The sequence below is a fragment of the Salicibibacter cibarius genome, from assembly GCF_016495725.1.
GTDB classification, from domain to species: domain Bacteria; phylum Bacillota; class Bacilli; order Bacillales; family Marinococcaceae; genus Salicibibacter; species Salicibibacter cibarius.
Window position 1 is genome coordinate 2997750 of sequence record NZ_CP054705.1, and the last position, 21224, is coordinate 3018973.

A 21224-nucleotide genomic window follows, 5' to 3' on the forward strand; every position below is an offset into this window, starting at 1 on the left:
CGCCCTTTGAGATCCTCGGTTAGGGCGCCATCTTCCGTCTTTGATGACCTAACCCCCTCCACGATCTGCAGTTAGGGTTTCATCTTCCACTCACCCGCCCGTTCATCCAACGTCAAAAAATGCTCAAACTGAAATGCCGGGATAATCGTTTCAAAAGTTCAACCCCTGCCCGGCTATTGCCTTTTTCGTTCAAAGCGGGACTGTAAATCCCGATCCCCATCCCGTCCGGAACGCTTCCAAGTATCGCGCCGGATACGCCGCTTTTTGCCGGAATCCCCGCTTTTATGGCAAGTTCTCCGGATTCGTTATACATCCCGCACGTGACCATAAATGTTTTTACCATTCTTGCTACCGGCACCGGAACAATTTGTTCTCCCGTCTTGGGTGAACGGCCTTCATGGCCAAAAATAAAACCGATACGCGCAAGATCGCAACACCTCATGCTAAGGGCGCATTGTTTCGTGTACACGTCTAACAAAGGTTCGATGTCACTGCCGATAACGCCTTCTCCTTTTAATAAAAAGCCGAGCGCCCGGTTATGATCGGCTGTTTCCAATTCGGATTCAGCGACTGCGCTGTCATAAGTCACTGTGTCGTTTCCGGTTAATTCACGTATAAACCGCAGCAAACGCTCCACTTTTTCCGTTTCTGTCCGTCCGCCGATCATAGACGTTACAGTAAGCGCGCCCGCGTTAATCATTGGATTTAGCGGTTTTGAGTGGCGCGTTAATTCCAGTCGTGTAATGGAATAAAACGGACCGCCCGTCGGTTCCATCCCGACTTTGTCAAACACTTGCGCTTCACCGCTGTCCATCACCGCAAGTGCGAGTGCCACCACTTTTGACACGCTTTGCAACGTAAACACCCGGTCTTTGTCTCCAAAACTGACACATGTTCCATTTTTGGTGTATAAAGCGCAAGCTAATGCACCAGCGTCTGCACGCCGTAATTCCGGGATGTACGTTGCGATCTCCCCTTCTTTGGTAAACGCACGCATTTCCTCAACAATCTGTCCGACCTCTATTTCAAACTGCCTGAATTCCTCGTGCAATGCCATACGCCTCCCGGTTACGCATTTATTATTCTTTTTCGGATATGTTACGATAAAGAAAAAAGAGGAGTTACTGAAATGGATCCTTTTATTGTCCCCATATCCGGAAACGTCAAACATCGAATTACGATCGACCCTACTGTATGGATCTTTGACAATCGAAAAATAGACTTGGAAACGTTTTTTCAGGAAACGCCATCCGCAGAAGAAACGATGGAAGAAGAGAGGGCAGACTTCGGTCCGAGACGATGGCAAACGAATCAGATTCGCACAAAAAAAGAAGCCTTGATTGAAGGCTCCTACGGGATGAAATTCGAACCATTTATTAACAATGCTGAACCTACACCATCCGCCACAACCCTTGTTGCCGTCACATCCTCAGGTGAAGAAATCACCGCCTCGTTGGCAGACGGGAAAACATGGATTGCCGGTTTTTCTTCAGAAGGCATGGCGCTAAAAGAGGATGGCCCGATCCACATCTATTTTGCCGATGGTTCAAACTGGCATTCACCAATAACCAACGTTGTTGAACTTCGGGTGGAATAACGCTTCCCGGGCCGAACCCTCCCCCTGTTCGGCCCGTTTCCTTCCTTACAATAAATCCGCCGCCAGTTGTGCAAGCGAGGACCTCTCCCCTTTCGCGAGCGATACATGCCCGCTGATCGATTGGCCTTTAAAACGCTCCACTACATAGGTGAGTCCATTATTAAAAGCATCCAAATACGGGTGATCAATCTGTTCCGGATCTCCCATCAATACAATTTTCGTGTTCTCTCCGACTCTCGTTAAAATCGTTTTCACTTCATGTTTCGTTAAGTTTTGCGCCTCATCCACGATGATCAGCTGCCCGGGCAAGCTGCGCCCGCGAATATAAGTGAGCGCCTCAACTTGAATGGAGCCTAACCCTACTAAAATATTGTCCACTTCCTCAGGCTTGTTTGCGTTGAACAAAAACTCCAAGTTATCATAAATCGGTTGCATCCACGGGCGTAATTTTTCATCTTTTTCCCCTGGCAAATAGCCGATATCTTTTCCCATCGGTACGACCGGGCGGGCAATCAACAACTTTTTATAAATCTTTAAGTCTTCCGTTTGCAATAAACCCGCTGCCATGGACAGCAATGTTTTTCCTGTGCCGGCTCGCCCAGTCAATGTCACCAAGGGCAACGTTTGGTCCAACAAAATATCAAAGGACATCTTTTGTTGAACATTCCTCGGTTTAATCCCCCATACGCTTTCACGGTCGTGGATAAGCGGGCGTAATACCTCTCCTTTATGATCAATACGGCCCAAGCCGGACATAGAGGGCTGTAATTCATTTTTTAGAATGACAAAAGAACCGGGGTAGATGGGCGAACAAGGAAGGGACGTTACCGGAATTTGCCGTTCTTGATAAAATTCAGCCAACAAAGCAGGAGCTACATGAACACTTTCATACCCTTTATATAAATTATCATCGACAATGACCCGGTCACTGAGAAAATCTTCTGCCTTTAATCCAAACGCCTCTGCTTTAATGCGAACGAGCGCATCTTTGCTTACTAAAATAACCTGTTCATCACGCGCTTCCTTCTTCTTTTCGTCTTCCACATTTAATGCTAACGCAATAATTCGATTATCGTTTGTCGCGTCAGGAAGAATGTTTTTCAACTTCTCGTAAGAGCGGTGATTTAACTCCACATGCAATTGACCGCCATTCTCAAGCGGCACGCCTTCATGCAACGGCTTCCGGGCCCTTAACTGATCAAGGAGCCGCGCCACCTCCCGGGCATTTCGCCCGATTTCGTTCATATGCTTTTTTTTCGCATCCAATTCTTGCAATACAATCGCGGGGACGAGAACATCATTTTCCTTAAAAGAAAAAAGGGCACGAGGATCTTGCAACAGGACATTCGTGTCAAGAACATAAGTTTTTTTCAATTCGTTACCTCCCGGTTTGAACGAATAACGGTAACGGAGGCATGAAACATTGCCTCTTACTTTTGTTTATGCAGCCAAGAAGGTAAAATTGACAAGTCTTTTAAGCAATGCCGTTAGGCATGTTAAAATATTGGTATGAATGCATGGATGTGAAAGGAGAGAAGCAGACCGTTGCGTGTCGCACCTGCAACCGGATCCTGCGCAAAAAATGCGAGCAAAATGTCTTTTATGTAATAAAATTGACCGGATTTCCGACGATGACCCTCTAGCAAAGCGGTTGCGCAACCGGCCGATTCACACGTATACGTGCAGCGAGTGTTACGACCGGATTTCCCGCAAAGCCAAAACACGCCGAGGCGCAAAGCAATCAACCGAATAGCAAGTGGAAGCAATAAAAAACGCTTGGTAGGTAAGAAAATTGATTTATACTTTCTTACTACCAAGTTTTTTTGTCCCTTAATCTGCATCTTCCACGTAAGTAGCTACATTTTCAGCGTCTTCGCCTTCAAGCATATTTGGCTCCATCGGCCCCGGTCCTTCTTCAATGCCCGTCAACACATCGTCAGACGGCATGCCATAAAGTTCACCGTCACCATGGCAAGATAAGCAGTTCTCTTCGAACAGTTCTTCGCCTTCCGTAAGGTTTACCGTCGCTTCCGTTTCTTCCGCCGCTTCTTCCCCGCCGCAAGCAGCGAGCAACATAGCCGAAACCCCCATCACCATCATTAATTTCTTCATACTGAAACATCTCTCCTTCCTCATTTAGTCAAGGAACGCATTCGTTCGGATATAAATGTCTTTAGAAATGGTTCTTAAAACCTATTTTACATATTTTTCAGTCAATAATCAAGATAATTTTACTATCGGAATTGATTCATGGATTTATTTTCATTTATTTGTCAAATTTATAGAAAAAGCCACTGCAAAAAGAATTTGCAATGGCTTTAACGTTTAAGCTTCTTGCTGATTTTTCTTATGGATTCGCAAGCGAATCCGATAGACGCCAAGCACAGCCGCGATTACAATCAGTGCTTCGGCGACAGGCATAAAAATAGCGAAAAATGTCAAGACAAAGCAGCCGATGACGAGTCCGGTATACACGACGACATTTTTGAGTACAGGCAATTTCCTCGCGAAACCTAAGTTAAATACGATGACACTTAGGGCAACCACCGCGATATACAATAGCCAAAAGCCAAGGGCCATGTTGTCATATATCCCAAACAGCTGTGCAAACCAGGAAAAATCACCTTGAGAGAGTTGTCCTCCTTCTTGCACCTCGCTTACCTCCTAATTACGTTGAAATTTTCTTGTTGCGTTTTTGTTCGCGCTCGCGCATGGACGTACTTAACGTTTTCTTGCGAAGGCGTATAGCCTGCGGAGTGAGCTCACAATATTCATCTTCGTTCAAGTATTGCATAGCTTCTTCAAGCGTTAAGATACGCGGGCGCTTTAACGTCGACGTCTGTTCTTTCGTAGCCGAGCGAATATTGTTCTGTGCTTTTTCTTTCGTAATGTTTACCGCCAAGTCGTTTTCCCGGTTGTGTTCACCAACAATCATGCCCTCGTAAACCGCCGTACCGGCCTCAACAAACAGCATGCCCCGGTCTTCCAATTGCAACATGCTATATGTCGTTGCTTTTCCTTTTTCTTTTGCCACGAGTACGCCTTCCCTGCGTCCGGCAATTTGCCCTTCAATGATTGGTTGATAAGAGTCGAAAGAGTGGTTAATGATGCCATAGCCCTTCGTTTGCGATAAAAACTCAGTTGAATAACCGACCAATCCCCGTGCAGGAATTAAAAATTCCAAACGCGTCTGCCCCTCACCTTCTTGTTTCATGTTGAGCATTTCGCCTTTTCGCTCGCCAAGTGATTCCATGACCGGACCGGTGTAGTCCTCAGGGATATCGATTTGCACGCGTTCGAACGGTTCATGTTTTACACCATCGATTTCTTTTACAATCACTTCCGGTTTGGAAACTTGCAACTCGTATCCTTCCCGGCGCATATTTTCGATAAGAATGGAGAGGTGCAATTCCCCGCGCCCGGAGACCGTCCACGCATCCGGGGATTCGGTTTCCTCCACTTTCAGGCTCACATCCGTTTCCAATTGGCGCAACAAGCGTTCTTCAATTTTCCGGCTCGTCACGTGGTCCCCTTCCAACCCGGAAAAAGGGCTGTTATTGGCCAAAAACGTCATTTTGAGCGTTGGCTCATCAATACGGAGGGCAGGCAACGCTTCCACATGGTCCTCGAGGCAAATCGTTTCCCCGACATTAATGTCATCGACGCCGGCAATCGCGATGATGTCGCCGGCTTCAGCCTCTTTGATCTCCTGTTTTTCCAAACCGTGAAAACCAAACAGCTTGCTGACGCGGAATTTTCGTTCTTCGCCATCCCTCGTAATCAAGACCGCCCGGTCTCCGTGGGCAACTTTTCCGTTGAAAATTCGTCCAACCCCGATTCGGCCCAGAAAATCATTGTATTCCAACATCGTAATCTGAAACTGCAACGGTTCAGCGCCCGTATCCTTGGGAGCAGGCACATTGTCGACAATCGCATCGAATAGAACGTCCATCCCTTGATCGGCCTCATCTTCCGGCTGTTTGGCCGTGCCGTTGATAGCCGATGCGTGGAGGACCGGAAAATCAAGTTGGTCTTCCGTCGCCCCCAATTCTATAAAAAGATCCAGCACTTCATCGACGACCTCTTCCGGTCGTGCATTTTCCCGGTCGATTTTATTCAACACGACGACAGGCGTTAGTTCTTGTTCAAGTGCTTTTTTTAAAACAAACCGGGTTTGCGGCATGCATCCTTCATAGGCATCGACAACGAGAAGCACCCCGTCCACCATTTTTAAAATTCGTTCCACTTCGCCGCCAAAATCAGCATGGCCCGGTGTATCAAGAATGTTGATTTGTTTTTCATTATACTGTACAGCGGTATTTTTCGCTAAAATTGTAATGCCGCGTTCTTTTTCCAAGTCATCTGTATCCATGGCACGTTCGCTCACACGCTCGTGTGCTTTAAATGTCCCCGATTGCTTTAACATTTCATCAACGAGCGTCGTTTTGCCGTGATCCACATGCGCAATGATCGCGATATTGCGCAAGTCGTTACGAATAGTATTCACTATGCAGTTCTCTCCTTAGTCTAAGCATATATCTTTAACTTTTCGATTTTACCATATTGAGTGGGTTATCGGCAAAAGTAGGGATTGGGGTTGGGTGGTAAGTAAGGGGCAGGGCGGTTCACGACGGGTTTGGTCGCCATAAACCTATCATGGCGATCGAAAATGGGTTTACGATGCGAGTTCGGGATCCATGAACCGATCATGGTGACCGAAAACAGGTTTACGATGCGGGGTCGGGCTTCATGGACCCGTCATGACGACCGAAAACAGGTTTACGATGCGGGGTCGGGCTTCATGAACCCGTCATGGTGACCGAAATAGGATTTGCGATTCGGGTTCGAGCTTCATGAACCGATCATGATGACCGAAAACAGGTTTACGATGCGGGGTCGGGCTTCATGGACCCGTCATGACGACCGAAATGGGTCTTTGCGATTCGGGTTCGGACTTCATGAACCCGTCATGGTGACCGAAAACAAGTTTACGATGCGGGGTCGGGCTTCATGGACCCGTCATGGTGACCGAAATGGACTTTTGACAGGTCATTCAGGCTCCATGAAGTAACTCCGCGACAAAAAAGAAGAATTCTCTAAAATATCGCTTGTAAATATTGAATATTTAGTATAATATAATCATGAAAGGGAGTGTGTTATGAGAACTATAAAATATCGCACCGTGTCAAAAGAACTAAAATTTTTAAGACAGTTAAATGCGCGAATGACATTACCACCACATGAGAAAAGGTACTATTCAAATCTTGAGAAAGGATTTAAAGGCGAGCAAATATTCGATTCTTATGTCGAGAAACTTTCCAATGACTTTCTTGTGGTTAACGATTTATTGCTAAAACACAACTACACAACTTTTCAAATTGATTCGCTGATTATTTTTCAAGACATGCTCTATAATTTGAACGTAAAATATTATGAAGGCGATCATTACTTGGAAGGTAAAAATTGGCACAAAATTTCTGGTACTGAAATCAAGAACCCCTTGCTTCAGTTAGAACGAAGCGAATCTCTTCTGCGACAGTTGCTTCAATATCACAAATTCAACCACTACCCGATCGAATCCCTCCTCATTTTTGTCCATCCTGAATTTAACCTATACAATGCTTATCCTGAGCTTCCCGCAATTTTCCCTCCGCAACTTCAACGATTTTTGATCCATTTGAATGAAAAGCCATCGCAAACTAATCATAAGCATGAAAAACTTGCCAACCAATTAGTTTCTCTCCATCAATCTGACCCTCCTTTTTCTCAACTCCCTGAATATGAATACGAAGAAATCAAGAAAAGTTTACTGTGCAATCGGTGTTTCTCAAATATGTCCCATAAAGAGAGGAAATGGGTTATATGCCAAAAATGCGGCTCTGTCGAAGACGACCAAAAGGCGATTATGCGGGCAATTGAAGAATTCAAACTGCTTTTCCCGGAGCGAAAAATAACAACCAACGGTATAGAAGAATGGTGTGGAGGGGACATACCGAGTAAAAAAATCAGAAGAATCTTGTCCCAACAATATCAGCGTGTTGGGCATGGGAAATATTCATTTTACGTTGGGTGAATGAGTCATGGAGACTGAGGCGCGTTTCGTGCTCTATGACTCGCCATGGCGACCGAAAAGGGATTCGCGATGTGATTTCGGGCGCTATGGACCCGCCATGGCGACCGGAATGGGTCTTCCAGGGCGAGTTCGGGCGCCATAAACCCGTCATGAGGACCGAATTAAGTTTTGCGATTCGGATTCGGGCTTCATCAACCCGTCATGGTGACCGAAATAGGTTTTGCGATTCGGATTCGGGCTTCATCAACTCGTCATGACGACCGAAATAGGTTTTGCGATGTGATTTCGGGCACCATAAAGAATCCCTTGATCCCCTTGCGCGTTTTCTTTACACTAGACGAAGGAAAACGAAAAGCAGGTGAACTGATGCGAAAAATAAACTGGACCCTCTTATTCTTAGCCTTTCTTGCCACAGCGTCCATCTTGTCCTATGGCATTGCAGTGGCGGAACGAAGTATCTTAATCGCGATCATCGCGACCATCGTTCTGTATGCTTCGTTCAAAGGCGCGGCCATTTACCGTAAAAGAAAACCCGTGACCTAATCCCTTTTCCCAAGAAAACGAACAGCCCCCGCATCACCGCGCAAGGGGCTGTTCGTTTTTTTATTGATCAGCATTACACCTTTGGTAAATGTCTTCAAAGACGTTTTTTTCACCTGCAAGCATAGAACATGAATCTTTAAACAAGGTATCATGATCAAACAGAGGCGCACAACCGGCATCCGTTTCCGAAAGCAGAACCATTGCGCCTGCGTAGTCCCATGGTGACAAGCGCATATTTATATAAGCATCCAAACGTCCGGCAGCGATGTAAGCCAGTTCCAAGGAAGCAGCGCCGTAAGACCGGGTCGCGCGTACGTCCCTCACAATATTTGCGAACACTTCTTTCGTTGTCGCGTCTGCTCTGCCAACGAGCCAACGCGCGTTAAAACCGATGATTGCACGCGATAGATCCACCGGCCTTCGCGGGTGTAATTTTTTCCCGTTCAGGTATGCCCCCTCCCCTTGAACGGCACTAAACAATTCGTCGGCAATCAAATCATAGATCACACCGACTTTGCCCTCCCCTTCATAATGAATCCCAATCGAAATGGCGAAATTCATATACTGATGGACGTAATTCGTCGTCCCGTCGATCGGGTCGATATACCAAGTCACGACATTTTCGGGCGTTGATTTGTCATGCCTTCCTTCTTCGCCAACCACAAAGTGCGTGGGATATGTTTCTTTAATTTTTTTCGTTAACATACGTTGCACTGCAAAGTCATTCTCGGTCACAAGGTCATCCGCGTCTTCTTTCGTGTCAATATCCAGCTTCCGAATAGCGGGATCGTAAAGACGGTGGGCGGCCTCCGTTATAAATGCTATTGCTTGATCTTTCATCGCTGTCCAATCCACGGGATGACCCTCTCCTTCGATGTTCGCAAATGGCTATGGATAGTATCTCATATTTGCTGTTGATTTTAAAAGGGCTCGCACGCAAGACCATGCTACCCGTATCTATACATGTATGTATTATGTTCCCCTTCTTAGACTTCCATAAACAAGAAAAACGGGCAAATGCCCGCTTTCCGCCAAAACTCATGAATGCGCTTTTATTGTTACGCTTCTAAACGTATGAGCTCTTGTCTAAGTTGTTTCAAGCGTTGTTTTGTTTGAACTTTTTCTTCTTCATCATTGCCTTTCATTGCGTCGTGCAGCGTGACGAGTTCATAATCGATTTCCAGACGTAGCACCGGTATTCGTTCCTCAGCGTCAGTCCTCTTAAGCGCTTGGATGACTTGTTCCATCACACACACCCCTCTTTTTTTAAAGCCTCTGACAACCACAAGCAATGACATGATTAATTATTCTGATTTTGATTATTATATCATATGCACTCCATATTTCAAGCGTCCAGTTCATTTCATATAAAAAAATTCAATCACTGCTTTCGGTTTGATTCCTCGTCCCACAAGCGCTATCATAATGAGTAAAGGAGTTTTGCCAGATGGATCTTCCAACATTTACACACGATGAATTCAATGTCTTTCATATCGAAGGACTCGAACCGCGAATGGAAGCGATACGGGAAAAAATTCAGCCGAAATTCAAAGCGCTCGGTGAACCCCTGGCTGAGGAACTCAGCGATTTAACCGGCAACGACATGTTTTTGCACATCGCTAAACACGCTCGCCGAAAAACAAACCCGCCAACAGATACATGGCTCGCCGTTGCTCACGACAATCGCGGCTATAAAAAACATCCTCATTTTCAAGTCGGATTGTTTGATGATCATCTGTTCATTTGGCTTGCCTTTATTTACGAGCTTCCGAATAAAAAAGAAATCGCACAGCAATTGTTGGACCGCCAAGATGAGCTCGAGAAACTACCCGGCCATTACGCTGTGTCACTGGATCATACAAAGAAAAATGCACGTACATTGGAAGCGATGGGCTCCGAGGAATTGCACAAAAGCCTCGTGCGTTTTCGTGACGTGAAAAAGGGAGAGTTTTTGATCGGGCAACAAATTGCACGTGACAATCCTGTCTTGGAAAACGAAGACAAACTCTTTTCAACAATCATGGATACGTTTAAACGTGTACAACCGTTTTACAAACAAACCACCCAATTGCACACGTAAAAAAACAAGGCGAAAAAGCCTTGTTTTACGTGTGCCGGACGACGTCCTCCGGGTCTTTTTCCATGGCCAAGCGGACCGTTCGCCAACACGATTGCTCCGCTTGTTCATCATAATCCCGAAAATACGTCTTTTCCTCATTTTTTGCCGGCACCACTTCTTTAAATTTCTTATAAGCGTTTAGAAGTTCACCTGCTTTAACGCCTTCATTGTAGGCATTATCGACTTGTGTGAAAAAGTTCGCAACCGTTACAATCTCATCTTCCGTCCAATCGGTAGAAAATGGAATAGCTATTTCGTCTTTCATCGTAACACCACCTCGAAGCTATTATAGTTAGAAAATTTGGCTTTTCGTCAAGCTTTTTATGGTGAAAGCCTTAATTGCACTGTTGATTATACTTTCTTACCTGCTTAGAAAAACTTGGCTTCCACCAAGTCTTTATAGTGGAAACCTTAGTTTATCTTATACTTTAATCCTTTAACAAAGTTAAACATTCTTAAAGTGCAAAAAAAGGTGGCGTCCCGCCGCACGAGCGGCGATACACCACCTCTTAAGAACGCGCGTTGTTATTTTGACGCGCGTTTTTTCTTGCATGCTTCACAATTTCCGTATAACGTTGCCATCTTATCCGCTTTGAAATGTTCAATGGTGCAGTCACATTCGGAACAAACGATCATTGCCATACCATCGCACTCCCCTATGAAAACGTTTTATTAATGTGTATTTTTATAATATGATGTCACAATCAATTTGTCAATGACAAATTGTATAACACATTATGAAGGTTGGAGGGTTAGAAGTTAGATGCAGGAGTGGTCACCCCGGTCTCCGCGGGGCGGTTCATGGCGACTGAATTCGTTCGGGAATTACTATTTCGGGCGCCATGGAGGCCTCATGAAGACCGAATTTCCTCCGGAAATCCTTTTTCGGGCACCATAGGCAATTCATGGAGCCCGAACTCGATTCATAAAGCTATTTACGGTCTCCATGAAAGCGCCCGTTCAAAAACCCGCGCATCACCACACGGGCCTATATCATTCATTCTCCTGTTCAATTTCCGCGGGGTCGATAAAGTCATAGCCTTCGTCTTCGAGACCTAAAATAATATCTTCAAGGGCTTCGCTCGTCCACTCCCGATCATGCATCAGAAGATTGGCTCCATTTTGCAAGAGCTCTGTTTCCACCATAATTTCCGACAGGGCATCGGGATCGGTATATTCTTCTTCCCAATCAAATCCGTAGGTCCAATTCATCCCTACCATCTCTTCTTCTTCCACGACCTCCCAGCTGCGATCGGTATTTGCTCCGTGAGGCGCCCGGAAAAAGTCCGGTCTTTCCCCGGTGATCCGTTCGATTTCATCGTTCAAATCGACGATTTCATCTTCTACCTCTTCCTCGGAGATTTCCTGTAAATTTGCATGGGTCATGGTATGGTTTCCGATTTCATGTCCATGCTCAATAATCTCAAGGAGTTGTTCTTCTCCCTCTTCATCATCAATAAAATGATGATTGATGAAAAAAATTGCAGTCACATCAAGGTCTTCAAGCGTTTCCGCCATCTCAACCCCGTGTTCATCCGGTGCATCATCGATAGTAATCAAGACCGCTTCTTCTTCGGCATCATCAATGGGTTCCAACGCCCAGTTATTTTCATTAAGCGTGTACGCCGGTTCAGGTTCTTCTTCCATATGTTCCTCATTCTCTTCGGAAGGCTCATTGGAGGGCTCATTTTCTTCCCCTTCTTCCGATTCGTTTTCCTCTTCAACAACCGTGTTCTCTTCCTCTTCGGCTTCTTCCACGCTTACGTCTTCTTCCGTTTGTTGGCATGCCGCGAGCACGAGCGTTACTGCCAACAAACAAGGCTTTGCTTTAGACAAACGCAATTCAAAATTCCCCCAACTTATGTATTCATGACCCTCATTTAATATTACATTTTTCTACAAAAGTTGCAATATATTTTCAAAGATTGATTGCTTTTCTTTCTGTGACTTTAATTCTTTATCTTTGTGTTTTCTTTTCTATTACAGTTTCTTTACCTTTCCCCCTCGCTTTCATTTCCATGATATCATCGATTCAAAGATGATTACGCCTGAAAAAAGGTCGTGAGAGAATATGACAGCTAAAAAGACGGTTTTTATAGCCATCATCTTTGCCATTATTACAATTTCCTCTTCATGCAACAACTCAGACGACGTACATACATTTGAAGCAGTCGCTACCACCGAAGAACCTCAAGCATTGTTATTCATTGATGAAAATCAACCCGCCATTGAACGCCCTTATTATGATGCATTGATTGATTTTCAAAATAAAAGTGATGAAAAGACGGACGTCACCATTATTCGAGAGGAAGAGGCCGCGTCTAACCAATGTGAAGTGGAGGAATTTCCCACGCTTATGTTAATCCACGATGATGAATTTGTCGCGGTTGTCAGTGGCGAACAATCGATGGAGCAACTCGTCACACTCTTACAGGACAATTTCAACGAACGCTAAAACACCGGTGCTGCTATCCAGCACCGGTGTTTTCGGTTTGTTTACATTGAATGAATTGGTGTTCCTAACGCCACTTCCGCTGCTTCCATCGTAATCTCTCCGAGGGTCGGGTGGGCATGAATAGTCATCGCGACATCTTCCGCGGTCATGCCGGCTTCAATGGCAAGCCCGACTTCGGCGATCATGTCAGAGGCACTGGGGCCAGCGATTTGAGCGCCAATGACCAAACCATCATCCTTGCGTGTAACAAGTTTCATAAACCCGTCAGTATCATTAAGAGAGAGAGCCCGTCCGTTGGCCTGGAACGGAAACTTCGATGTTTTCGCTTCAAAGCCCGCTTCTTTTGCTTCATCTTCCGTATAACCGACAGCTGCCAACTCCGGCTCCGAGAAAGCAACGAGGGGAATGCCGAGATAATCAATGGCAGACGCTTCTCCGGAAATGACTTCAGCTGCAATTTTTCCTTCGTAAGACGCTTTGTGCGCAAGCGGCGGACCATCGGTGATGTCACCGATCGCGAATATGTTGGACACGCTCGTGCGCGCTTCCTTGTCGGTTTGAATGAGTCCTTTATCGTCCATTTCAACGCCGATTTGCTCGAGGCCAAGCTCTTCCGTATTCGGTTTGCGTCCAACGCTTACGAGCACATAATCGGCATCGATTTTTTGTTCTTCACCTTTAACATCGGCCGTTACTGTCACGCCGTCATCTTTTTCTTCCACACCACTGGCCATTGCTTGTGTGTAGAACGTGACGCCTTTATTTTTCAAACGGCGTTGAACGAGTTGGGACATTTGCTTCTCAAACCCGCCGAGGATTCGTTTTTCTCCCTCGAGAACGGTCACTTCCGTTCCGAAATTGGCATAGGCGCCTGCCAACTCAATGCCGATATAGCCGCCGCCGATGACGACGAGTTTTTCCGGGATATCCTCCAATGCCAACGCGCCCGAGGAATCGATCACCCGATCGCTATATTTAAAATTGGGCAACTCAATCGGCTGAGAGCCTGTAGCGATGATACAGTTTTTAAACTTGTAAGATTGTCCGCTGTTATTCTCGCTTGAAACACGCACAGTGTCCTTGTCGGAGAGGTAAGCTTCTCCCTGCACAACGTTCACTTTGTTTCCCTTCAACAAGCTTTGGACACCGCCCGTCAATTTTTGGACAACGCCGCTTTTCCATTCTTGAACTTTGGAAAAATCAACGGAGACGTTTTCCGCCTTAATGCCGAGTTCATCATTTCCTTGCGCTTTTTCGTAACTGTGCCCGGCCTCAATTAAAGCTTTTGACGGGATGCAGCCAACGTTTAGGCAAACGCCTCCCAAGTTCCCTTTTTCCACGATGGTGACGGACTGTCCGAGTTGGGCGGCACGAATCGCCGCCACGTATCCCCCGGGACCGGACCCGATGATAATCGTATCCACTTCTTCTGCCAGATCTCCTACAACCATTGTTTTACCCCTCCATCATTATTAATTCCGGATCGTTAAGCAAACGTTTCACATGATTTAACGCTTGCTGTGCAGTCACCCCATCAATCAGGCGGTGATCATAACTTAACGATAACGCAAGCATCGGGCGAACGACAACTTCCCCGTCTCGGACGACTGCTTTTTCCTCGATACGGCCAATCCCGAGAATCGCGACTTCCGGATGATTGATAACCGGCGTGAAAAAAGCCCCATTGGCCGAGCCGACATTGGAAATCGTACTCGTTCCGCCTTGCATATCCGTGCTCGCTAATTTTCCGTCTTTTGCTTTTTGGGCAAGTTCATTAATCTCATCGGCGAGCATGAAAATTGATTTGCGATCCGCTTGTCCAACAACCGGGACCATTAGCCCTCGATCGGTGTCTGCGGCAATGCCGACATTGAAATCCTTTTTGTAAACAATTTCTTCGTTTTCATCGTCAATGGAGGCGTTTAGCACCGGGTATTCCCTTAACGCGGATGTGTATGCTTTTACGACATACGGCAAGTACGTAAGCTTAATGTCTTTTTCAGCCGCCACCGGCTTAAATCGTTTCCGGTTTGCCACGAGCGCACTTACTTCCACTTCATCCATGTGCGTGACGTGCGGCGCGGTACGCTTGCTGTGCACCATCGCGTTCGCAATTGTTTTGCGTATGCCTTTAAGCGGCACGCGTTCTTCCGATACATCGGCTGCTGCTTTCGGTGCGGCTTCTTTTTCTTCCGCCGGTTTCTCCGCTTGTTCTCCCGCTTCAGAATCTCCGCTCATGAAGGCATCGACGTCGTCTTTTAAGACTCGCCCGTTTCTGCCCGTTCCTTTTACGTCTATGATGTTTACGTTTTGTTCGCGGGCGTATTTACGGACCGAGGGCATGGCAATGACCCGTTTATTGTCCTCGTCGCTGTCTTCCTGTTGCCCTTCGTCTTTTTTGTCTTCTTTTTCAGCGGCTTCTTCTTCTTTCTTTTCATCGTCCGATTTACTTTCAGCCGCGGACGGCTCGTCCTCGTTGTTATCTTCCTCTTCAGGTCCGCTGCCGTCATCGATCGTGATAATAACGTCTCCGACCGTTACAGTGGTGTTTTCTTCTACTTTCACATCTAAAATCGTTCCGTCTACCGGAGAAGGAATTTCGACGACGGCTTTGTCATTTTGCACTTCACAGAGAACATCATCTTCTTCGACTTTGTCCCCTTTTTTCACAAACCATGTGACGATCTCGCCTTCATGAATCCCCTCCCCAATATCTGGGAGTTCAAATTTATAAGCCACTCACAAGGACCTCCTTTTCAATGATCACTCGGCGCCTCAAGCATTGTTTTTCTAAAAATCGATCGTTGCTTTCGCTTTTTCGACAATATCATTGTGATCCGGCAACCAAACATCTTCATCGGATGCAAACGGATAGACAGTGTCCGGAGCTGTCACTCGTGCCACCGGCGCTTCCAAATGCAAAATGGCACGTTCACTGATTTCTGCGGAAATGCCGGCTGCAACCCCTGCTTGCCGTTGCGCTTCCTGGATGACGACCGCGCGGTTCGTCTTTTTCACCGACTCGATGATCGTATCAAGGTCCACGGGGCTTACCGTCCGCAAGTCAATGACTTCCGCTTCAATGTTTTCTTCGCTCAACTGTTCAGCCGCTTTCAGGGCGGAATGAACCATCGCGCCGTAAGCGATGAGCGTAATGTCGTTGCCTTCCCGCTTGATATCGGCTTTATCAAGATCGATCGTATACCCTTCTTCAGGAACCTCTCCTTTTAAGGAACGATAGAGCTTCATATGCTCCAAGTAAAAAACAGGATCATCGGAGCGGATACTGGAAATGAGCAATCCTTTTGCATCATACGGTGTTGACGGGACGACTACCCGTATGCCAGGGGTTTGCGCCATCAACCCTTCCAGGCTGTCCGGATGCAATTCGGGCGTTTTCACACCCCCGCCGAACGGCGCCCGTACCGTAATAGGACTATTGTAATACCCGCCAGTGCGATAATGCATCCGTGACATTTGCCCGGCGAGGCCGTCCATGACTTCAAAAATAAAGCCGATAAACTGAATTTCCATAATCGGCCGGAAACCGGTGACACCCAATCCAATGGCGAGGCCGCCGATACCGGATTCTGCAAGCGGCGTGTCAAAAACACGGTCTTCGCCGAATTCTTTTTGCAAGCCTTCCGTTGCCCGGAATACACCGCCATAATAGCCGACATCTTCACCGAAAAGAAGAACGTCTTCATCATTTTTCAATTCCGTGCGCATGGCATCTGTTATTGCCTGTATCATCGTCATTTCTGCCATTATTTATTCGACTCCTTCGCACGATACTCCTCCAATTGTTCCTGAAGGTTATTCGGTAGTTCATTTCCCATAATTTCGATTAACTCGCTCACTTTTTGACGAGGCGTTTCTTCCACTTCTTTCATCGCGGCTTTCACATCCGCTTTTGCTTGGTCGACAATTTCACTTTCTTTCTCTTCGGACCAGAGGTCTTTCTCCTCTAAGTACTTGCGAAATCTCACGAGCGGATCTCGTTTTTCCCATTCGTCATCCTCTTCGGACGTTCGGTAACGAGTAGGGTCGTCCCCGGAAAGCGAATGGGGGCCGTAGCGATAACAAAGCGTCTCAATCAAAGTAGGACCATTCCCGTCAACGGCGTTTTGCCTTGCTTTTTGCGTTGCCGCATAGACAGCGAGCGCGTCCATTCCGTCGACTTGGATGCCTTCAATTCCGGCAGCAACCGCTTTTTGCGCGATCGTATCCGCTGCTGACTGTTCATCGGCGGGCACGGAAATGGCGTACTGGTTGTTTTGCACAACAAAGATCGCGGGAACATGAAACGCCCCCGCAAAGTTCATTCCTTCATAGAAATCCCCTTGCGAAGCTCCGCCATCCCCCGTGTAGGTAATGACGGCTTGCGATTTACCTTTCTTTTTCAAACCTAATGCAATCCCGGCCGTTTGTACGATCTGGGCACCGATGATGATTTGCGGAACGAGCGCATTGACCCCTTCCGGCATTTGCCCTCCTTTGTAATGGCCTTTGGAGAACAAATAGGATTGCCAAAGCGGAAACCCGTGCCAAAGCAATTGCGGGATGTCCCGATAGCCGGGGGCAATCCAGTCCTCTTTGTCGATGGCATAATGAGAGCCGATCATGGAAGCTTCCTGGCCGGCCACAGGCGCGTAAAAGCCAAGACGCCCTTGACGTCCCAACGAGACAGCCCGTTGATCGAGAATCCTCGTATACACCATTCGATACATGATGTCTTGCAACTGTTCATCGGATAAATCGGGTTTTTCATCCTCGTTAACCACTTTTCCGTTTTCATCCAGAATTTGCAACATTTCATACTTATGTTTAGCCACAATGGCTCACCTCTTCTTTCCTTTCGTACTGCTAAGCGCCAAAATTTCCCCTTTACGGATCCGTCCCCTGCCTAAATGTCGATTTACAAATAAGTTACCCGAATGAGCCTTTTTTCAATCTTGTTTTCAGGCCTCTTTTTCTGTTTTACTATTAAGCCTGAAAAAACTAATACAATGATTCTAAATTAAGTTTACCTCACTAGCATTTCAGCCGTCAAACCATATGTTTAACTATTTCTGTTTATTATAAATCATTCTATCTGTTATATATCAAAATAGAGATTTCGTGAGATAAGAGTGTAACAGACCTCGCTTTTTCAATCGTGCCCCAATCCCGCGAATCGATAAAATTCTTCTTTTCGGTCGTTAAATGTGACCGTTTGTTCGTTGAACGTTTCTTTATGGCGATCAACGGTCTCATATGTATCGTTAATGGTGTCCACGTGCGCTTCCAAATCCTCAAACGCCAAATCCTCATCCACGAGCATCTCATAAAGCTCCCGGTCCAACCGTAGCCCTTCCATGTATGCCTCATATAGATCACTGTGCGCTTCATACCGCTGTTCCATAACACCGATCACGGACTCTGCCTTTTCCCGTGCTTCCTCATCGTCAATCTCCCGGACATGAACGGCTCCTTCTTCAACTTCTTGATATGCCCGGGAAAGACTTTTTCTTTCCGTATTCATGCGCTCTTCCCGTTCATCAACGTAGGCAGTTGCTTCATTGGCGAGGGTTCCTATATCATCCATCTCCGCTAGGCCTAATTCGATCATTTCCTCAAATCGTTCTTTTTCCGCTTCTTCCGCGGCAACAATAGCCTCTTGTTGCTCTACAAACGGTTCTTCCAACTCCACCGCTTCTTCCAAATGCATTTGCAGGCTTTGCTCCGGTGCATGACAGGCCGATAATGCCAAAAGCATCGAAACCCCTAGCCCGCACACAATGGTGTGAACCTTTGTTTTCACGACCCAACCTCCTCACATCGAATCAGTCGCGTTCGTTGTTATCATATAGTATTTGGAAAACGCTTGCAAAAACGGAGCCCGCATTCTTTATCAAAAATTTGGGTGTTTAACCAAACAATATGGATTATTTTGCATAAAGTGTAGCGTAAGCGCTCATAAAGCGCAGGAGCGTAAACATTAAAGGAGGGGTTTCTCCATGTCATTTGGTTACGGCGGATTCGGCGGAATGGGCTACGGTGGCTACGGCGGATTTTGCCAAGGCGGCTACGGCGGTCAACGCGGTGGCGGATTCGCGCTCATCGTTGTCCTCTTCATCCTGCTCATTATCGTAGGGGCTGCGTACACGCCCGTAAAAAAATAGTAACATTAGAAAACTTGGCTTTTCGCCAAGCTTTTATGGCGAAAAGCCTTAGTTGCACTTATGTAGGTAAGAAAATTGATTTATACTTTCCTACCTATCATGAAAAAACGGCACTTTGCACGGGGAGCAGAGTGCCGTTGTCATGCATGCCATGACTTTTTTTACTTTTGTTGAATTTGTACTTCTGCTATAATAAAGGAGAAATAACCGTTGCAATATCAACAAACGAGCACTTGTTTTTACAGCTTTTAAAATCCGCGCATGCCTCATTAACATATTAGAAAAAAGTCATCAAAAGGAGGCGCAACAATTTGATTACGATGAAAGACATTGTGCGCGAGGGAAACCCGGTGCTTCGGGAAGTCTCTCAATCTGTAAACATTCCGCCATCGAAAGAGGACCGTGAATTGTTGCAGAAGATGTTGGATTTTCTCATCAACAGCCAAGACCCTGACATCGCTGAAAAATATGATCTTCGGCCGGGCAGCGGTTTAGCAGCTCCACAATTAGGGGTGCCAAAACGGATGTTTGCCATGCATGTGACCGATGACCGCGAACGTTTGCATAGCTATGGGTTCTTCAACCCTCGTATCATTAGCCACTCCATGGAGGAAACCCACCTAGAAAATGGTGAGGGATGCCTCTCCGTTGATCGAGAAGTGGAAGGCATCGTGCCCAGGTACGCACGCTTGAAACTGCAAGCACGGACACTGGAGGATGAGGAAGTGGTTTTAAGGTTCAGAGGGTTGCCCGCGATCGTCGCCCAACATGAGATCGACCATTTGAACGGCGTCATGTTTTATGACCGCATTGAAGATTACACCGGCCCGTACAAAAAAACAGCACCTACCATTTAGAAAGGCTTGACTCATCGCCAGGATGGCGATAGTCAAAGTCTTGCTTGTTCTATCGTCCGAACAATTTGTATTTTCTGATAGCGTTAAAAAAGAAGGAGCCACTTTGCCCCTTCTTTTCAGGCATCACGTTAAAAGTCCCAGCTTTTTCAACCCGTTGGCAATCCCATCATCATGAACAGCCGTTGTTGTAAAATCTGCAGCTTCTTTCGCTTCTTTCATCCCATTTCCCATTGCTACCCCTGTACCTGCAAACTCGAGCATTTCAATATCATTGAGCGCGTCACCGAACGCGAATGTATCCTTTATATCCACGTGCAGAATATCTGCGGCTTTTTGCACCCCTTTAGCTTTAGACCCGGCAACCGGCAAGACATCTACCGAAAAATCATGCCAACGCACAAAATCAAAATCCTGATATTTGTCATACGTAAAAGCTTCGTGCTCGGCCGCGAACAATAACGCCTGATAAATATCCCCTTGTCGCGGATGAATGCTAATCGACGGATACGGCATTTTAAGTTCCCCTAAACATTGAGTAATTCTAGGGTTATCTTTCACATCCGTCAGCGCGCTTTTATGATCCATAAACACCATCACATGTTGCTCTTTCAAAGCATCTTCATGTAGTTGTTCCAATGCTCGTTGTTGGAGTGATCTGGCTAAGACAATCTCCCCATTCACCACCACATAAGAACCGTTAAAACTGACGAAGGTATCAATAGCCAACTCTTTTCTCAATTGCTCAAACATGAACGGCGCTCTTCCTGTCGCAATCGCTACTTCATGGCCCCTTTCCTTTAAAGCGCGAATCGCTTTTTTCGCGGTAGCGGGAATCTTTTTGCTATCATCATACAGCGTTCCATCGATGTCAAAAAAGACCATTTTTTTCGTCATGCGGCTTTCTCCTTCTCCTTTTTATCTATCCTTATTATGACTGAACTTTCGTTTCTTGAAAAGCATAGGTTGCCTTCCATAAATTTACTGGCACATTTCGGGGGAATTCTACACAAAATAAAGCAAAGACTATTTTTTGATGCGTTGCACGTTACATGGGAATAATGATTAGGAGGGATAAAAGATGCTGAAAAAATTAAAAGAAAAGTTGCGCAAACGGTATCGCTCTCTTCTTCCCAAGCACCGGTCCATTCGCACGTAACGGCATGTCACATGGAAATCCTTAGCAATTGTTTGCTTTCTTTAAAAAAGTAAGCTATACTGGAAGAACTGGAATCAGCGTCGGCAACATGCATAAGCCCTCCCGCCATCATGAATCTCGGCCAAGCATATTCATGATGGCAAGCGAGAATGCATGTTCAGAACGTTGATAAAGACGGAACGTAGATATAAAATCGGGTTGAGTCCGATTGTTAAACACATGTCTATATAATGAATGCATTCGTTACTCATACCATGAGA

The 21224-nt window shown here is 46.1% G+C and carries 24 protein-coding genes; 8 read left to right on the forward strand and 16 right to left on the reverse strand.

Annotated elements, in window-relative coordinates; translation table 11 throughout:
- Positions 1 to 112 precede the first annotated feature (112 nt).
- The gene (gene glsA / locus HUG15_RS15195; RefSeq protein ID WP_246516672.1) at positions 113 to 997 is read right to left on the reverse strand and encodes a glutaminase A; all 885 of its coding nucleotides are present in this window, start codon (positions 995 to 997) and stop codon (positions 113 to 115) included.
- 132 nt (positions 998 to 1129) lie between these two features.
- Between glsA and HUG15_RS15200 the strand changes: the two genes are divergently transcribed.
- Entirely contained in the window at positions 1130 to 1597 is a 468-nt protein-coding gene (locus HUG15_RS15200; protein ID WP_200123900.1) for a peptidyl-prolyl cis-trans isomerase, read from the forward strand.
- A 45-nt stretch (positions 1598 to 1642) separates the two neighbouring features.
- On the opposite strand, the gene HUG15_RS15205 is transcribed toward HUG15_RS15200, so the two are convergent.
- A complete protein-coding gene (locus tag HUG15_RS15205; protein WP_200123901.1) occupies positions 1643 to 2971 on the reverse strand; it encodes a PhoH family protein in 1329 nt (442 codons plus the stop codon).
- Between the two features lie 208 nt (positions 2972 to 3179).
- Between HUG15_RS15205 and HUG15_RS15210 the strand changes: the two genes are divergently transcribed.
- Positions 3180 to 3350, forward strand: a complete 171-nt coding sequence (locus HUG15_RS15210; RefSeq protein ID WP_200129004.1) for a YlaI family protein — start codon at positions 3180 to 3182, stop codon at positions 3348 to 3350.
- 77 nt (positions 3351 to 3427) lie between these two features.
- Here the strand turns inward: HUG15_RS15210 and HUG15_RS15215 are convergent, their stop codons facing one another.
- The 3 genes from HUG15_RS15215 to typA form a co-directional block, all read right to left on the reverse strand.
- On the reverse strand, positions 3428 to 3709 hold the full coding sequence (locus HUG15_RS15215; protein ID WP_200123902.1) for a c-type cytochrome: 282 nt from the start codon (positions 3707 to 3709) through the stop codon (positions 3428 to 3430).
- A gap of 213 nt (positions 3710 to 3922) precedes the next feature.
- Positions 3923 to 4177, reverse strand: coding sequence for a YlaH-like family protein (locus HUG15_RS15220; protein ID WP_200129005.1), 255 nt, complete (start codon positions 4175 to 4177; stop codon positions 3923 to 3925).
- Between the two features lie 88 nt (positions 4178 to 4265).
- Positions 4266 to 6104, reverse strand: coding sequence for a translational GTPase TypA (gene typA / locus HUG15_RS15225; RefSeq protein ID WP_200123903.1), 1839 nt, complete (start codon positions 6102 to 6104; stop codon positions 4266 to 4268).
- 651 nt (positions 6105 to 6755) lie between these two features.
- On the opposite strand from typA, the gene HUG15_RS15230 reads away from it, so the two are divergent.
- Positions 6756 to 7670 (forward strand): nuclease-related domain-containing protein, encoded by a 915-nt coding sequence (locus HUG15_RS15230; RefSeq protein WP_211202235.1) that lies wholly within the window; start codon positions 6756 to 6758, stop codon positions 7668 to 7670.
- A gap of 366 nt (positions 7671 to 8036) precedes the next feature.
- Positions 8037 to 8213 (forward strand): DUF5325 family protein, encoded by a 177-nt coding sequence (locus tag HUG15_RS15235; protein ID WP_200129006.1) that lies wholly within the window; start codon positions 8037 to 8039, stop codon positions 8211 to 8213.
- A 60-nt stretch (positions 8214 to 8273) separates the two neighbouring features.
- On the opposite strand, the gene HUG15_RS15240 is transcribed toward HUG15_RS15235, so the two are convergent.
- Positions 8274 to 9068 (reverse strand): inositol monophosphatase family protein, encoded by a 795-nt coding sequence (locus HUG15_RS15240; protein WP_211202236.1) that lies wholly within the window; start codon positions 9066 to 9068, stop codon positions 8274 to 8276.
- 203 nt (positions 9069 to 9271) lie between these two features.
- Positions 9272 to 9460, reverse strand: a complete 189-nt coding sequence (locus HUG15_RS15245; protein WP_200123906.1) for a hypothetical protein — start codon at positions 9458 to 9460, stop codon at positions 9272 to 9274.
- Between the two features lie 200 nt (positions 9461 to 9660).
- On the opposite strand from HUG15_RS15245, the gene HUG15_RS15250 reads away from it, so the two are divergent.
- Positions 9661 to 10293: a YktB family protein gene (locus HUG15_RS15250; protein ID WP_200123907.1), complete on the forward strand. Its 633-nt coding sequence runs from the start codon at positions 9661 to 9663 to the stop codon at positions 10291 to 10293.
- A gap of 25 nt (positions 10294 to 10318) precedes the next feature.
- Here HUG15_RS15250 and HUG15_RS15255 read toward each other — a convergent pair whose 3' ends face one another.
- The 3 genes from HUG15_RS15255 to HUG15_RS15265 all read right to left on the reverse strand — a co-directional run bounded on the left by HUG15_RS15255 (position 10319) and on the right by HUG15_RS15265 (position 12174).
- Entirely contained in the window at positions 10319 to 10597 is a 279-nt protein-coding gene (locus tag HUG15_RS15255) for a UPF0223 family protein (protein WP_200123908.1), read from the reverse strand.
- A 260-nt stretch (positions 10598 to 10857) separates the two neighbouring features.
- A complete protein-coding gene (locus HUG15_RS15260; protein WP_200123909.1) occupies positions 10858 to 10974 on the reverse strand; it encodes a GapA-binding peptide SR1P in 117 nt (38 codons plus the stop codon).
- Positions 10975 to 11325: 351 nt separating this feature from the next.
- Positions 11326 to 12174 (reverse strand): polysaccharide deacetylase family protein, encoded by an 849-nt coding sequence (locus HUG15_RS15265; protein WP_246516363.1) that lies wholly within the window; start codon positions 12172 to 12174, stop codon positions 11326 to 11328.
- A 229-nt stretch (positions 12175 to 12403) separates the two neighbouring features.
- Here HUG15_RS15265 and HUG15_RS15270 point away from each other — a divergent pair, with 229 nt between their 5' ends.
- Positions 12404 to 12787, forward strand: a complete 384-nt coding sequence (locus HUG15_RS15270) for a thioredoxin domain-containing protein (protein ID WP_200123910.1) — start codon at positions 12404 to 12406, stop codon at positions 12785 to 12787.
- A 41-nt stretch (positions 12788 to 12828) separates the two neighbouring features.
- On the opposite strand, the gene lpdA is transcribed toward HUG15_RS15270, so the two are convergent.
- From lpdA to HUG15_RS15295, 5 genes are all read right to left on the reverse strand, one after another.
- Positions 12829 to 14238 carry a dihydrolipoyl dehydrogenase gene (gene lpdA / locus HUG15_RS15275; RefSeq protein ID WP_200123911.1) on the reverse strand — a complete coding sequence of 470 codons (1410 nt, stop codon included), beginning with the start codon at positions 14236 to 14238 and terminating at the stop codon, positions 12829 to 12831.
- A 4-nt stretch (positions 14239 to 14242) separates the two neighbouring features.
- Positions 14243 to 15526 carry a dihydrolipoamide acetyltransferase family protein gene (locus HUG15_RS15280; protein WP_200123912.1) on the reverse strand — a complete coding sequence of 428 codons (1284 nt, stop codon included), beginning with the start codon at positions 15524 to 15526 and terminating at the stop codon, positions 14243 to 14245.
- A 51-nt stretch (positions 15527 to 15577) separates the two neighbouring features.
- Positions 15578 to 16555: an alpha-ketoacid dehydrogenase subunit beta gene (locus HUG15_RS15285; RefSeq protein WP_200123913.1), complete on the reverse strand. Its 978-nt coding sequence runs from the start codon at positions 16553 to 16555 to the stop codon at positions 15578 to 15580.
- The gene (gene pdhA / locus HUG15_RS15290) at positions 16555 to 17601 is read right to left on the reverse strand and encodes a pyruvate dehydrogenase (acetyl-transferring) E1 component subunit alpha (protein ID WP_200129008.1); all 1047 of its coding nucleotides are present in this window, start codon (positions 17599 to 17601) and stop codon (positions 16555 to 16557) included. Before pdhA ends, HUG15_RS15285 begins: the two co-directional genes overlap by 1 nt.
- A 338-nt stretch (positions 17602 to 17939) precedes the next feature.
- Entirely contained in the window at positions 17940 to 18590 is a 651-nt protein-coding gene (locus HUG15_RS15295) for a YkyA family protein (RefSeq protein WP_200123914.1), read from the reverse strand.
- Between the two features lie 196 nt (positions 18591 to 18786).
- Here HUG15_RS15295 and HUG15_RS15300 point away from each other — a divergent pair, with 196 nt between their 5' ends.
- Together HUG15_RS15300 and def are read left to right on the forward strand one after the other, a co-directional pair.
- Positions 18787 to 18951: a YjcZ family sporulation protein gene (locus tag HUG15_RS15300; RefSeq protein WP_281393512.1), complete on the forward strand. Its 165-nt coding sequence runs from the start codon at positions 18787 to 18789 to the stop codon at positions 18949 to 18951.
- Positions 18952 to 19262: 311 nt separating this feature from the next.
- Positions 19263 to 19808: a peptide deformylase gene (gene def, locus HUG15_RS15305; RefSeq protein WP_200123915.1), complete on the forward strand. Its 546-nt coding sequence runs from the start codon at positions 19263 to 19265 to the stop codon at positions 19806 to 19808.
- Between the two features lie 123 nt (positions 19809 to 19931).
- Here the strand turns inward: def and HUG15_RS15310 are convergent, their stop codons facing one another.
- Positions 19932 to 20702 (reverse strand): Cof-type HAD-IIB family hydrolase, encoded by a 771-nt coding sequence (locus HUG15_RS15310; protein ID WP_200123916.1) that lies wholly within the window; start codon positions 20700 to 20702, stop codon positions 19932 to 19934.
- Positions 20703 to 21224 lie beyond the last annotated feature (522 nt).

Coding starts and splice junctions, on each gene's coding strand:
- glsA (WP_246516672.1), bottom strand. CDS start 997: ATGCGTGCGTTTACCAAAGAAGGGGAGATCGCAACGTACATCCCGGAA.
- HUG15_RS15200 (WP_200123900.1), top strand. CDS start 1,130: ATGGATCCTTTTATTGTCCCCATATCCGGAAACGTCAAACATCGAATT.
- HUG15_RS15210 (WP_200129004.1), top strand. CDS start 3,180: ATGCGAGCAAAATGTCTTTTATGTAATAAAATTGACCGGATTTCCGAC.
- HUG15_RS15215 (WP_200123902.1), bottom strand. CDS start 3,709: ATGAAGAAATTAATGATGGTGATGGGGGTTTCGGCTATGTTGCTCGCT.
- HUG15_RS15220 (WP_200129005.1), bottom strand. CDS start 4,177: ATGGCCCTTGGCTTTTGGCTATTGTATATCGCGGTGGTTGCCCTAAGT.
- HUG15_RS15230 (WP_211202235.1), top strand. CDS start 6,756: ATGAGAACTATAAAATATCGCACCGTGTCAAAAGAACTAAAATTTTTA.
- HUG15_RS15235 (WP_200129006.1), top strand. CDS start 8,037: ATGCGAAAAATAAACTGGACCCTCTTATTCTTAGCCTTTCTTGCCACA.
- HUG15_RS15245 (WP_200123906.1), bottom strand. CDS start 9,460: ATGGAACAAGTCATCCAAGCGCTTAAGAGGACTGACGCTGAGGAACGA.
- HUG15_RS15250 (WP_200123907.1), top strand. CDS start 9,661: ATGGATCTTCCAACATTTACACACGATGAATTCAATGTCTTTCATATC.
- HUG15_RS15255 (WP_200123908.1), bottom strand. CDS start 10,597: ATGAAAGACGAAATAGCTATTCCATTTTCTACCGATTGGACGGAAGAT.
- HUG15_RS15260 (WP_200123909.1), bottom strand. CDS start 10,974: ATGGCAATGATCGTTTGTTCCGAATGTGACTGCACCATTGAACATTTC.
- HUG15_RS15270 (WP_200123910.1), top strand. CDS start 12,404: ATGACAGCTAAAAAGACGGTTTTTATAGCCATCATCTTTGCCATTATT.
- lpdA (WP_200123911.1), bottom strand. CDS start 14,238: ATGGTTGTAGGAGATCTGGCAGAAGAAGTGGATACGATTATCATCGGG.
- HUG15_RS15285 (WP_200123913.1), bottom strand. CDS start 16,555: ATGGCAGAAATGACGATGATACAGGCAATAACAGATGCCATGCGCACG.
- pdhA (WP_200129008.1), bottom strand. CDS start 17,601: ATGTTGCAAATTCTGGATGAAAACGGAAAAGTGGTTAACGAGGATGAA.
- HUG15_RS15300 (WP_281393512.1), top strand. CDS start 18,787: ATGTCATTTGGTTACGGCGGATTCGGCGGAATGGGCTACGGTGGCTAC.
- HUG15_RS15310 (WP_200123916.1), bottom strand. CDS start 20,702: ATGACGAAAAAAATGGTCTTTTTTGACATCGATGGAACGCTGTATGAT.